Annotated in this window: 14 protein-coding genes; 7 read left to right on the top strand and 7 right to left on the bottom strand. The window is 66.8% G+C overall.

Annotation, left to right across the window (positions count from 1 at the left end; genetic code table 11):
- Positions 1-3: 3 nt before the first annotated feature.
- The 4 genes from ACFVJ5_RS12440 to ACFVJ5_RS12425 form a co-directional block, all read right to left on the bottom strand.
- The gene (locus ACFVJ5_RS12440; protein ID WP_062982725.1) at positions 4-855 is read right to left on the bottom strand and encodes an ABC transporter permease; all 852 of its coding nucleotides are present in this window, start codon (positions 853-855) and stop codon (positions 4-6) included.
- Positions 856-860: 5 nt separating this feature from the next.
- Positions 861-1,625 carry an MlaE family ABC transporter permease gene (locus ACFVJ5_RS12435; protein ID WP_379220081.1) on the bottom strand — a complete coding sequence of 255 codons (765 nt, stop codon included), beginning with the start codon at positions 1,623-1,625 and terminating at the stop codon, positions 861-863.
- Positions 1,626-1,950: 325 nt separating this feature from the next.
- Positions 1,951-2,853, bottom strand: coding sequence for a 3-oxoacyl-ACP reductase (locus ACFVJ5_RS12430; protein WP_379220080.1), 903 nt, complete (start codon positions 2,851-2,853; stop codon positions 1,951-1,953).
- Between the two features lie 43 nt (positions 2,854-2,896).
- Positions 2,897-3,085 carry a ferredoxin gene (locus ACFVJ5_RS12425; protein ID WP_056819344.1) on the bottom strand — a complete coding sequence of 63 codons (189 nt, stop codon included), beginning with the start codon at positions 3,083-3,085 and terminating at the stop codon, positions 2,897-2,899.
- 186 nt (positions 3,086-3,271) lie between these two features.
- On the opposite strand from ACFVJ5_RS12425, the gene ACFVJ5_RS12420 reads away from it, so the two are divergent.
- Positions 3,272-4,465 (top strand): acyl-CoA dehydrogenase family protein, encoded by a 1,194-nt coding sequence (locus ACFVJ5_RS12420; RefSeq protein ID WP_379220079.1) that lies wholly within the window; start codon positions 3,272-3,274, stop codon positions 4,463-4,465.
- A 22-nt stretch (positions 4,466-4,487) separates the two neighbouring features.
- Complete coding sequence (locus tag ACFVJ5_RS12415; protein WP_379220078.1) at positions 4,488-5,585, top strand: acyl-CoA dehydrogenase family protein; 1,098 nt, start codon at positions 4,488-4,490, stop codon at positions 5,583-5,585.
- A gap of 82 nt (positions 5,586-5,667) precedes the next feature.
- Here the strand turns inward: ACFVJ5_RS12415 and ACFVJ5_RS12410 are convergent, their stop codons facing one another.
- The gene (locus ACFVJ5_RS12410; protein WP_379220077.1) at positions 5,668-6,243 is read right to left on the bottom strand and encodes a TetR family transcriptional regulator; all 576 of its coding nucleotides are present in this window, start codon (positions 6,241-6,243) and stop codon (positions 5,668-5,670) included.
- A 100-nt stretch (positions 6,244-6,343) separates the two neighbouring features.
- Between ACFVJ5_RS12410 and ACFVJ5_RS12405 the strand changes: the two genes are divergently transcribed.
- From ACFVJ5_RS12405 to ACFVJ5_RS12395, 3 genes are all read left to right on the top strand, one after another.
- On the top strand, positions 6,344-7,522 hold the full coding sequence (locus tag ACFVJ5_RS12405) for an FAD-dependent oxidoreductase (RefSeq protein WP_379220076.1): 1,179 nt from the start codon (positions 6,344-6,346) through the stop codon (positions 7,520-7,522).
- Between the two features lie 110 nt (positions 7,523-7,632).
- Positions 7,633-7,872: a type II toxin-antitoxin system Phd/YefM family antitoxin gene (locus ACFVJ5_RS12400; protein WP_379220075.1), complete on the top strand. Its 240-nt coding sequence runs from the start codon at positions 7,633-7,635 to the stop codon at positions 7,870-7,872.
- Entirely contained in the window at positions 7,869-8,258 is a 390-nt protein-coding gene (locus ACFVJ5_RS12395) for a type II toxin-antitoxin system death-on-curing family toxin (protein WP_379220074.1), read from the top strand. Before ACFVJ5_RS12400 ends, ACFVJ5_RS12395 begins: the two co-directional genes overlap by 4 nt.
- Positions 8,259-8,431: 173 nt before the next feature.
- Here the strand turns inward: ACFVJ5_RS12395 and ACFVJ5_RS12390 are convergent, their stop codons facing one another.
- Positions 8,432-10,075, bottom strand: coding sequence for an acyl-CoA synthetase (locus ACFVJ5_RS12390; RefSeq protein ID WP_379220073.1), 1,644 nt, complete (start codon positions 10,073-10,075; stop codon positions 8,432-8,434).
- Between the two features lie 61 nt (positions 10,076-10,136).
- Between ACFVJ5_RS12390 and ACFVJ5_RS12385 the strand changes: the two genes are divergently transcribed.
- A complete protein-coding gene (locus tag ACFVJ5_RS12385; RefSeq protein WP_379220072.1) occupies positions 10,137-10,919 on the top strand; it encodes a crotonase/enoyl-CoA hydratase family protein in 783 nt (260 codons plus the stop codon).
- 52 nt (positions 10,920-10,971) lie between these two features.
- Here ACFVJ5_RS12385 and ACFVJ5_RS12380 read toward each other — a convergent pair whose 3' ends face one another.
- Positions 10,972-11,388, bottom strand: coding sequence for a VOC family protein (locus tag ACFVJ5_RS12380; protein ID WP_379220071.1), 417 nt, complete (start codon positions 11,386-11,388; stop codon positions 10,972-10,974).
- Positions 11,389-11,537: 149 nt separating this feature from the next.
- On the opposite strand from ACFVJ5_RS12380, the gene ACFVJ5_RS12375 reads away from it, so the two are divergent.
- Positions 11,538-12,536: a sigma-70 family RNA polymerase sigma factor gene (locus ACFVJ5_RS12375; RefSeq protein ID WP_379220070.1), complete on the top strand. Its 999-nt coding sequence runs from the start codon at positions 11,538-11,540 to the stop codon at positions 12,534-12,536.
- The last annotated feature ends 5 nt before the right edge of the window (positions 12,537-12,541 follow it).

Here is a 12,541-nt window from a genome sequence, read left to right as displayed (position 1 = left end):
ACGCTATCCCGAGAGGTGGAAGTTGCCGGAGGTGCCGTAGATCGCCAGCGAGATCAGCAGCGTCACTGTGACGACGGCGATCAGCGACGACCGCACCGCGTTGCCGACCGCGATGCCGACGCCGACCGGACCACCCGCGGCGTGGAAACCGTAGTAGGTGTGGATGAGCATCACGGCCAGTGCCATCACGATCGCCTGCGCGAACGACCACAGAATGTCGCTCGGGATGAGGAAGGTCGAGAAGTAGTGGTCGTAGACGCCTGCCGACTGCCCGTAGATCACGACGGTCGCGAAACGGCTGGCGATGAACGAGGCGATCACCGCGAGTGCGTAGAGCGGCACGATCGCGATCATGCCCGCCAGCACCCTGGTGCCGACCAGGAACGGAATCGGCCGAATAGCCATCGATTCCAGCGCGTCGATCTCCTCGGCCACACGCATCGCGCCCAGCTGCGCTGTCGCGCCGGCGCCGATCGTGGCGGCCAAGCCGATGCCGGAGATCACCGGTGCCGCGATGCGCACATTGATGAGGGCGGCGAAGAAGCCGGTCAGGGCCTCGACACCGATATTGCCGAGCGAGCTGTAGCCCTGCACCGCGATGGTGCCGCCCGCCATGAGCGTCAGGAAGCCGACGATCACCACGGTGCCGCCGATCACGGCCAAAGCGCCACTGCCCATGCTGATCTCGGCGATGAGGCGGATGGTCTCGGTGCGGTAGTGCACCAGCGCGCGCGGCACCGAGCCGAGCGCCTTGACGTAGAAGATGGCCTGATCACCCAGGGAATCCACCGATTTCGACATTCGGTCGAAACGGCGAACCGTGCGCGGAAACTTGCTGCGAACTATGAATGCCATCGTGGTCACCGCACCGTGAATTTCAGGCCGATCGCGGTGACAACGACATTCACCACGAACAGCGCCATGAACGCGAATACCACTGTTTGGTTCACCGCGTCACCGACGCTCTTGGGTCCGCCTTTGACCTGGAGCCCGAGATAACAGGCGACCATTCCGGCGATCAGGCCGAACAGTCCCGCCTTGATTTCGGAGATGATCAGCTCGGACAGATTCGTCAGCAGCGGAATCCCGTTGACGAACGCGCCGGGATTCACGCCCTGGAGGAAGACCGAGAACACGAAGCCGCCGGCGATGCCGATCGTGCACACCAGGCTGTTGAGCATCAGCGCCACGAACATCGAGGCGAACACGCGCGGCACGACCAGCCGGCTGACCGGGTCGATGCCGAGCACCTTCATCGCGTCGATCTCTTCGCGAATCGTGCGTGCGCCCAGGTCGGCGCAGATCGCGGTGGCGCCCGCGCCCGCCACGATCAGCACCGTGACGATCGGTCCCACCTGGGTGACGGCGCCGAACGCGGCGGCCGCGCCACTGAGGTCGGCGGCGCCGATCTCGCGCAGCAGGATGTTGAGCGTGAAGACCACCAGCACCGTGAACGGGATGGCGACCAACAGCGTCGGCACGATCGAGACGCGAGCCACGAACCAGGCCTGGTCGACGAATTCACGCCACTGGAATGGTTTGCGGACGGTGGCACGTGCCACTTCCGCGCCGAGTTCGAAGAATCCGCCGACCGCCCGCAACGGGACAGCAAGGAGGTTGTTCATACCGAATCCTCCTCTTTCGACGGGCGGACCGATGTGTCCGCGTACCCGTACTTCACCGCCACCCCGATCTGAAGACTGCCCAAAGACTAGAACATGTTCCTACTAATGTCTGCCATATTCGTAGACTCAGAGCAGGACTTTTTCTCGTAAAACACTGTCAAAACTGAAACGGATACTTATTCAAATCGGCGACCTTCCTGTGAGGCGGCACACACCCCGACGGTCATGTCTACCAATACCTGGACTGGTGATCAACACGACAGGCGCGACAAATCCGACGGGGTGTGCGGCCGGCCAACATCAGGCAAACCGTGGACTGGACCGCTCAGCCCAGATCGCGGAGGTCGCGCGCCGAAAAGGTGTGATCCGCGGGGCGCTCTGCGAAGTAGCCACCGAGGGTCGCGGCCAGGTCGGCCTCGGACCATTCGGCGCCCGCCGCATCGAAACGCTGCTCGACCGTCGGCGCCGCCATCAGCGCCACCATCGGACCGTAGACGACGAAGACCTGACCGTTCACCGCGTCGGCGGCGGGCGAGGCGAGGTAGGCCACGAGCTTGGCCACGTGCTCGGGCGCCAGCGGGTCGACCGCGCCTTCGGGCGCGTCGGCGAAGACCGCCTCGGTCATCGCGGTCCTGGCCCGGGGGCAGATCGCGTTGGCGCGCACGCCGTACCTGGACAGCACGCGCGACGCAGTGAGCGTGAGGACGGTGATGCCGGCCTTGGCCGCACCGTAGTTCGCCTGGCCTTCCGGTCCGAGCAGGCCCGCCTCCGAGGAGGTGTTGACCAATCGGCCGTAGACCGGCTCGCCCGCCGCTTTGGACGCCGCGCGCCAGTAGGCGGCCGCGTTGCGGGTGAGCAGGAAGTGTCCGCGCAGGTGCACCGCGATCACCGCGTCCCAGTCCTCGTCGGACATGTTGAACAGCATGCGGTCACGGGTGATGCCCGCGTTGTTGACGACGATGTCGAGCCCGCCCAGCGATTCCTGCGCGGTCGAGACGAGCGCGTCGGCCGTCGAGCGCTCGGCGATGGAGCCGCCGACGAATTCCGCCTTGCCACCGAGCTCGCGGATGGCGGCGATGGTCTCGGCCGCCGCGTCCTCGGTCAGGTCATTGACGACCACCGCCGCACCGGCCGACGCCAGCGCGAGAGCTTCGGCTCTACCGAGCCCCGCGCCCGCACCGGTCACGATGGCGACCCGGCCCTCCAATGAAATCTGCGTCACACTCATTCGGCCGACTCTAGAACGTGTTCCACCATCCGACAAGAGCGGATCACGCCAACCTCAGCGCAGCCTTGGGACACTGCGCCACGGCCTCCTCCGCGTCGGCGAGACGATCGGGTGCCACATCGCCCTCGGCGACGGTCAACATGTCGTCGTCATCAAGTTCGAACATGTCAGGGGCGATTCCTACACAGACGCCGTTCGCTTCACACCGGTCGAAATCGACGATGATCTTCATGAGAACTTCCTTCCACACGGTCTTCGCGACACTAACCCAGACAGCCCGGCCACCGAAGCGGAACAGGCACCGAATCACCATCAATACTGGAACATGTTCCAGTTCATATGCAATGATCGGTTTCGGCGGGGCTCACCCCCTGCGCCCCGCCACCCGCCCTTTCAGCTCGACACCGAGGTAGGAAGCATGCGCGTCGCGTATACGCCGCAGCAGGAAGAATTGCGCGCCGAGCTGCGCGAATATTTCGCGAAGCTGATGACGCCGGAACGCCGCGCGGCGCTGAGCATGACGACCGGCGAATACGGCTCCGGCAACGTCTACCGCGAGGTCGTGCGCGAGATGGGCCGCGACGGCTGGCTCACCCTGAGCTGGCCCAAGGAGTACGGCGGCCAGGACCGCACCACGATGGATCAGCTGATCTTCGTCGAGGAAGCGGCCATCGCGGGCGCGCCCGTCCCCTTCCTGACGCTCAATTCCGTGGCGCCGACCATCATGCAGTACGGCACCGAGGAGCAGAAGAAGTTCTTCCTGCCCAAGATCGCCTCCGGTGAGCTGCACTTCGCCATCGGCTACTCCGAGCCGGGCGCCGGTACCGACCTGGCTTCGCTGCGGACCACCGCGGTGCGCGACGGCGACGACTTCGTCATCAACGGCCAGAAGATGTGGACCAGCCTCATCGCCTACGCCGACTACATCTGGCTGGCCGTGCGCACCGATCCGACCGCCAAGAAGCACAAGGGCATCACGATGCTCATCGTGCCGACCGACGCCGACGGGTTCTCCTGGACGCCGGTGCACACGATGGCCGGGCCCGACACCAGCGCCACCTACTACCAGGACGTGCGGGTGCCCGTCTCGTCGGTGGTAGGCCCGGAGAACGGTGGCTGGTCGCTGATCACCAATCAGCTCAATCACGAGCGTGTCGCCCTCACCTCGGCGGGTCCGCTGAGCCTCGCGGTCGCGCAGACCGTGGAGTGGGCACGGGAAACCACCCTGCCCAGCGGCAAGCGCGTGATCGACCAGGAATGGGCCCGGCTCAACCTGGCTCGGGTGCACGCCAAGGTCGAATACCTCAAGCTGCTGAACTGGGAGATCGCCAGCAGCGCCGACCTGGGCGGCGAGGCCGCGCCGAAGCCGTGGGACGCCTCCGCCTGCAAGGTCTACGGCACCGAGCTCTCCACCGAGGCCTACCGCCTGCTGATGGAGGTCGTCGGCCCGCACGCCTACCTGCGCCAGGACTCCCCCGGCGCCGCTCTGCTCGGCCGGCTCGAGCGGATGCACCGCGCCGCACTGATTCTCACCTTCGGCGGCGGCACCAACGAGGTCCAGCGCGACATCATCGCCATGACCGCCCTGCGCCAGCCCGCGTCCGCCCGCTGATCCCGAAAGCCGGTATCTCCCCATGGATTTCACTCCCACCGAAGCCCAGACCGATCTCGCCCGGCTGACCGGCGAGATCTGCGCCAAGCTGGTCACCGCCGATCGTCTGCGCGAACTCGACACCGCCGACCGGTTCGACGAACAGCTCTGGAAGTCGCTCGCCGAGACCGGCGTGCTGGCCGCCGCGCTGCCGGAAGCCCTGGGCGGCAGCGATTTCGGCATGCTCGAGCAGACCGCGATCCTGCGTGAACTCGGCCGTGTCGTCGCCGCGGTGCCCTACCTGTGGTCGATCGTTCTCGGCGCCGGCGCGCTGGCGAAGTTCGGCAATGCCGACCAGCAGCAGCTGGCGGCTCGGGCAGGCGCCGGTGAGATCGTGCTGACCGCCGCTCTCGCCGAGGAACTGCGCGCCACCACCGACGCGCCCGGGATCGTCGCCGAGGCCGCAGGCGCCGCGTGGAAGCTGACCGGCACCGCGACCACCGTCGCCGTCGCCGATCGCGCCGAACGAATCCTGGTGCCCGCCATCACTTCCACCGGTGTCGGCGTCTTCGTGATCGATCCGGAGCACGCTTCGGTCACCCGCACCGCCCAGCAGATCGTCGACCTGAGCCCCGAGTTCGCCGTCGATCTCGCCGCCACCCCGGCCGAGCTGCTCGGCAGCATCGAGGCAGGCGCCGACATCCTCACCTGGTTGCGCGAACACGCCTGGCTCGGGCTGTCGGCCCTGCAACTCGGCACGCTGGAGCGCGCGCTCGAGCTGACCGCCGAGCACACCCGCACCCGCGAACAGTTCGGCAAGCCGATCGGCTCGTTCCAGTCGGTTGCCCAGCGCCTGTCCGACGCCTACATCGACATCGGCGGCCTTCGCCTCACGGTCACCCAGGGCGCCTGGCGTCTCTCGGAGGACCTGCCCGCCGCCGAGGCCATCCACATCGCCAAGTTCTGGGCAGCCGAAGCGGGTCACAAGGTGGCCCACACCGTGGTCCACGTCCACGGCGGCCTCGGCATCGACCGCGACCACATCACCCACAACTACTTCACCGCCGCCAAGCACAACGAATTCGCCCTCGGCGGCGCCACCCCGCACCTGCTCGCCTTGGGCGCGGAGCTGGCGAGCTAGCGCAACCCGCACACCACGCAGGCCCCGTACGGACATATCCGTACGGGGCCTGCGTTCGTTGGTACGCCGGTTGCCCTGGCCTTCAGTCGGCGGCTGAGGTCAGGTACCTCTGCAAGGTGGGGGCGATATCGGTGACGATCTGTTGCGGCGCGAGCGCCACGACCGGGGGCAGCCGCAGAACGTAGCGGCACAGGGCCAAGCCGAGGAGCTGGGTGACGATCAGGGCGGCCCGGCGGGGTGCGTCCGCGGGAGTGCCGAAGCGCAGGACCGCGGGGAGGACCTGGTCGGCGAAGATCTCGCGGAAGCGGGCCGCGACCGCCTCGTCGGTGATCGAGGAGCGGAGCAGGATCAGCAGGACCGTGTTGTCGTTGCCCTCCCAGATCTCGAGGAAGCGGCGGATCATCAGCTCGCCCATGGTGTTCGGGTCGGCGGCACTCAGGTCGGGCAGGTCCAGATCGATCTGGGCGGCGGCGGCGAAGAGTCCGTCTTTGCTGCCGAAATAGCGCATCACCATCGAGGGATCGATCCCGGCGTCGGCGGCGATCGCGCGGATGGTGGCCTTGGCGTAGCCGTCGGCGGCGAAGCGGGCGCGAGCGGCCTCGAGGATGGTGGCCTTCGTCGCGTCGGAGCGACGGGTGGGAGTCTGCTGGTCAGGCATGTCAACGATTGTAGGCCAACAGCTGTTGACTTTCCTCGGCAGCCGGGTCTACCGTTATGCCTACAAGCGTTGGCAAACAAGCGTTGACCAGGAGTCGAAAATGGCCGCCACCTCACTGCCCGAAGCCACTTCCGTCGTCATCGTCGGCGCGGGGCCCGCGGGGCTCACCGCCGCGATCGTGCTCGCCGAAGCCGGTGTCGACCATGTGCTCATCGATCGACTCGGCGAGGGCGCCAACACTTCCCGGGCCGCGGTGGTGCACGCCAGGACGCTCGAGGTGCTCGACGGGCTCGGCATCGCGAGCGCGCTCGTCGAACGTGGAATCGAGGTGCCGACGTTCAAGCTTCACGACGGCGCGAAGACGTTGGCCACCATCGAGTTCGGCGATCTCCCCACCGCGTTCCCGTACACGCTGATGGTGCCCCAGGACGTCACCGAGCAGGTGCTGCTCGACCGACTGCACGAGCTCGGGGGCACCGTGCACCGGCCGCTCACCGTCACCCGGGTCGTCGATGAGAACGACAGCGTAACTGTCGAATACGCCGATGAGCACGACCGGCGAGGCACGATCGGCGCCGACTACGTCATCGGCGCCGACGGCATGCACAGCGTCGTGCGCGAACAAGCGGGCATCGGGTTCACCGGCGACACCTACCCGGCCTCGTTCATCCTCGCCGACGTCCACATGAGCTGGCCGACTCCGCGTTCGGAAGTGTCGCTGCACCTCTCCCCCGAAGGCGTCACCGTGGTGGCGCCACTCCCCGACGAGGCGAAGAACCGCTACCGCGTCGTCGCCACCGTCGACGAGGCACCGGAACACCCCACCCGCACCGACATCCAGACCCTGCTGAACACCCGCGGCCCGGCAGGCGAGATCCGCGTCGACGAGGTCCTGTGGAGTTCCCGCTTCCGGGTCCACCACCGCGTAGCCGACCACTACCGGGCAGGCCGCGTCCTCCTCGCGGGCGACGCCGTCCACGTCCACAGCCCCGCGGGCGGCCAGGGCATGAACACCGGCATCCAGGACGCGGCGCTTCTGGGCACCCTGCTGGCGAAAGTCACGGCGGGCGAACCGGATTCGACACTCGACACCTACGAAACGATCCGCAGGCCCATCGCCCTCGACGTCGTAGCCTTCACCGACCGCATGACCACGATGGCCACCCTCCAGTCCGCCCCGGCACGCACCGCCCGCAACACCGCCTTCCGCCTACTCACCCGCATCCCCGCGGTGCGCGGCAAGCTGGCCTACCAACTCTCCGAACTCGGCAACCGCTGACGATGCTCACGCAGTCGCCCCGTCCGGCGAACCTGCCGAACGGAACTGGCGAGCTAGTCCCTTCACCGACAGTTCGTACGAACTGTCGGTGAAGATGTACAATTCATGGCATGACTGCAGCCCCCTCGCCCGAGAACTGGGAGCTCCCGGTAAGTGAAGCCAGGGAGCGTCTCGCCGAAGTTATCGCGGCTGCCGAAGGCGGCACCGTCGTGCACTTGACCCGCCATGGCCGCCGCGTGGCAGCCGTGGTGCCGGTTTCGATGGCAGAGACCGCAGACAGCCAAGTCCGCGCACTGTCGCGACAATTCGCCGAGCGTCACAGGAGCCTGCTCGACAGGCTCGCTGAGTGAGCGAAGCGGAGATCTACTACCTCACCGTCGCCGACCTGCGAGCGATCGCCGAGGATGTGGCAGGGCCGTACGTCGTACGCGACGCGGGTCTGCTCGCCTCGGCGGCCGCGCGCCCGGCGACCACCGTGTTCGGCACCGACGCCTACCCTGGCGTCTGGCAGAAGTCCGCAGCGCTCCTGCATTCGATTGCGGCAAACCATCCACTCGTCGACGGCAACAAGCGCCTTGCCATCGCAGGCGCGATCGTTTTCCTGGCCTACAACGGCATCGACACGAGCGCTCTCGACGAAGACCTCGCCTACGACCTCATGATCGATGTCGCCAGTGGCACAGTTGTCGATGTCCCCGAGATCGCGTCCCGCCTCGCCGCCGCGCTGAAGCACTGACCCCGACTGAATCCGGCATGCCCACGATGGCCTCCGCCAGCGGCCGGCCGGCCTACCAACTCCCGGAACTCGGCAACCGCTGACCGGAAACCCCTTTCCCACAGACGATTCCGAACACGACGAAGGCCCGCCCGGCGACGCTGCCGGGCGGGCTTCTTCGTGTCGAGCGGGTACTACGCCGAGCCGGCCTCCGCGTGCTCGTCGGCGGGACGCTCGTCGGTCTGGGCCTTGGCCCAGCGGTAGTCCGGCTTGCCCGCGGGCGAGCGCTTGATCTCGTCGACGAACCACAGGCTGCGTGGCTGCTTGTACGACGCGATCTCTTGGGCCAGTACCGGTTTCAGGTCGGCCAGGGTGGGGCGGTTCTCGCCGCGGCACTGGACGACGGCGACGACTCGCTGGCCCCAGCGCGCGTCCTCGACACCGACCACCAGCGCGTCGAAGATCTCGGGGTGGGCCTTGAGGGCGCCCTCCACCTCTTCGGGGTAGATCTTCTCGCCACCGCTGTTGATGCTCACCGAACCACGGCCGAGCATGGTGACCGAGCCGTCCTCCTCGACGCGGGCGTAGTCACCGGGGATCGCGAAGCGAACGCCGTTGAACTCCTTGAACGTCGCGGCCGACTTGACCTCGTCCTTGTAGTAACCGAGCGGGATGTGCCCGCTGCGGGCCAGCAGGCCGACGACGCCGGAACCCGGTTCGACCGGATTGCCTTCCTCGTCGAGCACCTGGGTGGCCGCGTCGATCTTCACCCGGGGACCACCGGTGTGGGTGGCGCCCTTGGCGACCAGGGAGAGGCCGCCGAAACCGGTCTCCGAGGAGCCGATGGAGTCGGAGATCATCCGGTTGGGCAGCACCTCGAGGAACTTGTCCTTGAGCGACGGCGAGAACAGCGCCGCACTGCTGGCCAGCACGTACAGGGTCGAAAGATCGTAGGGCTCACCGGTTTCCGGGTTGCCTTCGGCGAGGGCGTCGAGCATCGGGCGCGCCATCGCGTCACCGGTGATGAAGATCAGGTTGATGCCGTGCTTGTCGACGGCCTGCCACACACCGTGCCCGCTGAACTCGGGGATCATCACGGCCTTGCCACCGCCGAACAGGCTGTGGAAGGTGGCCCACTGCGAGCCGCCGTGGATCATCGGCGGAATCGGGAAGCGCACCATCTGCGGGTTGGCCGCGCCGATCTTGGCCAGCTCCCATTCGTCCTTGGTGTACTCGCCGGTGACGAAGTTGATGCCGGCGCCGAGTACCCGCCAGACATCCTCGTGCCGCCACATCACGCCCTTGGGCAGTCCGGTGGTGCCGCCGGTGTAGAGCATGTAGATGTCGTCGGGCGAGCGCTCCCCGAAGTCACGTTCACCCGATGCGCCGGCGAGCGCCGTTTCGTACTCCACGGTGTCCGCGCCGGTGGGGCCATCGGTGCCGTCATCGACGACGATCACCGTCTTCAGGGCCGGCACCTTCTCCCGGACCGCCGCCACCTTGTCGGTGTAGCGGCGCTCGTGGATCAGCGCGACCATGTCGGAGTTGTCGAAGATGTGCAGTAACTCGTTCTCGACGTAGCGGAAGTTGACGTTGATCATCACCGCCCGCGCCTTGAAGACGGCCACCATCGCTTCGACGGCCTCGACGGTGTTCCTGGAATAGATTCCGACCTTGTCGCCGGGACGCACACCCTGTTCCAGCAGGTAATGGGCCAACTTGTTGGCCCGCTCCTCCAGTTCGGCGTAGGTCGACTCTCGATGTTCGCCGACCAGCACGATCCGGTCGGGCATCAAGTCGACGGCATGTTCGACGAGATCGGCTATGTTGTAGCTCACAAGAACAAAAATAGAACGTGTTACTGTTTCTGACAAGACTCAACTTGTCAGGAGTATCGAAATGGCCCACTGCCTGGTCGAGAAGCGCGACCATGTCCTCATCGTCACCATGAACCGGCCGGAGGCGCGCAACGCCCTGTCCGGCGAGATGATGGCGATCATGCGCGACGCCTGGGACCAGGTGGACAGCGATCCCGATATCCGCGTCGCGATCCTCACCGGTGCGGGCGGGGCCTTCTGTGCGGGGATGGATCTGAAGGCGATGAGCTCGCAGCATCCGGGGGACACCGCCTCCAGCGGCGCCTGGGACCCGGCCTACCTTCCCGCGCTGCTGAAGGGGCGGCGACTGGCCAAGCCGCTGATCGCGGCAGTCGAGGGCCCTGCCATCGCCGGTGGCACCGAGATCCTGCAGGGCACCGACCTGCGCGTGGCTGGGGAAAGCGCCAAGTTCGGCGTCTCCGAGGCCCGTTGGGGCCTGTTCCCGCTGGGTGGTTCCGCGGTGCGGCTGGCCCGGCAGATCCCGTACACGGTGGCCGCTGATCTGCTGCTGACCGGTCGGCATATCACCGCTGCCGAGGCCAAGGATATCGGCCTGATCGGCCATGTGGTCCCCGACGGAACCGCCCTCGACAAGGCCATGGCGCTGGCCGGCCAGATCGCCGACAACGGCCCGCTCGCCGTCCAGGCGATGCTGCGCACCCTGCGCGAAACCGAGGCCATGCCGGAGAACGAGGCGTTCCCCATCGAGGCGAAGATCGGCATCGAGGTGTTCAAATCGGCCGACGCCAAGGAAGGGCCACGAGCCTTCGCCGAGAAGCGCAAGCCGAATTTCACCGGTTCCTGAACGCCACTAGGGCGCCGGGCTCGAGGCCCCGCGCCCTGGTCGGCTGGGGTGCTTACGCGCCCGGGTAATCCATGTAGAACGGCTCCCACTGGTGGCCGTCGGGGTCGATGAAGGTGCGGCCGTGCATGCCGACCTGGGCCTCCTGGGCCTTCTTGTCGTCGTTGGTCTCCTCGGTGCCGCCCGCCGCCACCGCCGCGTCGGTGAGCACGTCGACCTCGGCCGCGCTCCCCAGCGACAGGGCGTAGGCGGCACCGATCTGGCCCGCCGTGTTCGCGATCGGGCGCTTGCTGAACGTGGTGAAGAAGTCCTTGGTCAGCAGCATCAGGCAGATGTTGTCGTCGACGACGATGCAGGCCGCGTTCTGATCGGTGAAGTCCTCGTTCACCTTCCAGCCGAGCGCCTCGTAGAAGCCTTTGGAGCGGTCGAGGTCGGCGACGGGGAGGTTGATGAAGATCATCTTGTTGCTCATGGGATCAGCCTTTCGGGGCGTCGTTGCGGTCTCGAACATGTAGACGTGGCGGTCGACGCGGATTCATCGCATCGGCGCGAAGTTCGCGAAATCGCGATAGTCCGTTTTCGCCCCTGTCGGCTGTCGGACCCCTGTGGCATCGTGAAACTATGAGCGACGCCACAACCGCCACCACCGGCCCAGATCCCGCTGTACTCGCCGAATTCGAGACGCATCGGCGCGAGTTGTGCGCGTATGCCTACCGCATGCTCGGCTCCTCGTTCGAGGCCGAAGACGCGGTGCAGGAAACCTTCACCCGCGCCTGGCGCTCCTACGATTCCTTCGAGGGCCGTGCGAGTCTGCGCTCGTGGCTCTACAAGATCGCCACCAATATCTGTCTGGACATGCTCGACCGTCCACAGAGTCGCGCCAGACCGATGGATCTCAACGGGCCCGGCCGCCCGGATTCACCGCTGCCCATGCCCCAGCCCGATTACGTGTGGATCGAGCCGATCCCGAACGCGCTGGCCTTCGGCGCCGACCCGGCCGACCACGCCTCCACCAGGGACACGCTGCGCCTGGCCTTCGTCGCGGCCTGCCAGCACCTGCCCGCCACCCAGCGCGCGATCCTGATCATGCGCGAGGTGCTGCGCTTCTCGGCGGGCGAGACCGCCGAGGCGCTGATGATGTCGCCGGCGTCGGTGAACAGCGCGCTCCAGCGAGCCAGGGCCACCATGTCGAAGGTGCAGCCGACCGTGTCCGACAGCTTCGACGAGACCGATCCGGATCAGCGCAAACTGATCGACGATTTCGTCAAGGCGTTCGAGGCCTACGACATGGACGCGCTCACCACCCTGCTCAAAGCCGATGTGGCGCTGTCGATGCCGCCGTTCGATCTGTGGATCTCGGGCCCGGAGAACGTGGCCGCGTTCATGCTCAGCACGGGCAGCGCGTGCCGCGATTCGCGGATGGTGCCGCTGGGCGGCGCCAACGGTTCGCCCGCCTTCGGCCACTACAAGCCGAGCGAGGAGCCCGGCGTCTGGGTGCCGTGGTCGATCACGGTGCTCGAACTCGAGGGCGACACCATCGCCGGCCTCAACTTCTTCCTCGACACCCAGCGCCTGTTCCCGCTCTTCGGGCTCGAGCCGGAGTGGCGCGAGCCCGTCTGAGCGGG

It is taken from the genome of Nocardia sp. NPDC127606 (assembly GCF_042671725.1).
Classification (GTDB): Bacteria; Actinomycetota; Actinomycetes; order Mycobacteriales; family Mycobacteriaceae; genus Nocardia.
This window is presented reverse-complemented; position numbering and strand designations above follow the sequence as displayed.

Excerpts from the sequence above, each read along its gene's own strand:
- ACFVJ5_RS12440 (WP_062982725.1), bottom strand. The coding sequence starts at position 855 with ATGGCATTCATAGTTCGCAGCAAGTTTCCGCGCACGGTTCGCCGTTTC.
- ACFVJ5_RS12435 (WP_379220081.1), bottom strand. The coding sequence starts at position 1,625 with ATGAACAACCTCCTTGCTGTCCCGTTGCGGGCGGTCGGCGGATTCTTC.
- ACFVJ5_RS12430 (WP_379220080.1), bottom strand. The coding sequence starts at position 2,853 with ATGAGTGTGACGCAGATTTCATTGGAGGGCCGGGTCGCCATCGTGACC.
- ACFVJ5_RS12425 (WP_056819344.1), bottom strand. The coding sequence starts at position 3,085 with ATGAAGATCATCGTCGATTTCGACCGGTGTGAAGCGAACGGCGTCTGT.
- ACFVJ5_RS12420 (WP_379220079.1), top strand. The coding sequence starts at position 3,272 with ATGCGCGTCGCGTATACGCCGCAGCAGGAAGAATTGCGCGCCGAGCTG.
- ACFVJ5_RS12415 (WP_379220078.1), top strand. The coding sequence starts at position 4,488 with ATGGATTTCACTCCCACCGAAGCCCAGACCGATCTCGCCCGGCTGACC.
- ACFVJ5_RS12410 (WP_379220077.1), bottom strand. The coding sequence starts at position 6,243 with ATGCCTGACCAGCAGACTCCCACCCGTCGCTCCGACGCGACGAAGGCC.
- ACFVJ5_RS12405 (WP_379220076.1), top strand. The coding sequence starts at position 6,344 with ATGGCCGCCACCTCACTGCCCGAAGCCACTTCCGTCGTCATCGTCGGC.
- ACFVJ5_RS12400 (WP_379220075.1), top strand. The coding sequence starts at position 7,633 with ATGACTGCAGCCCCCTCGCCCGAGAACTGGGAGCTCCCGGTAAGTGAA.
- ACFVJ5_RS12385 (WP_379220072.1), top strand. The coding sequence starts at position 10,137 with ATGGCCCACTGCCTGGTCGAGAAGCGCGACCATGTCCTCATCGTCACC.
- ACFVJ5_RS12380 (WP_379220071.1), bottom strand. The coding sequence starts at position 11,388 with ATGAGCAACAAGATGATCTTCATCAACCTCCCCGTCGCCGACCTCGAC.
- ACFVJ5_RS12375 (WP_379220070.1), top strand. The coding sequence starts at position 11,538 with ATGAGCGACGCCACAACCGCCACCACCGGCCCAGATCCCGCTGTACTC.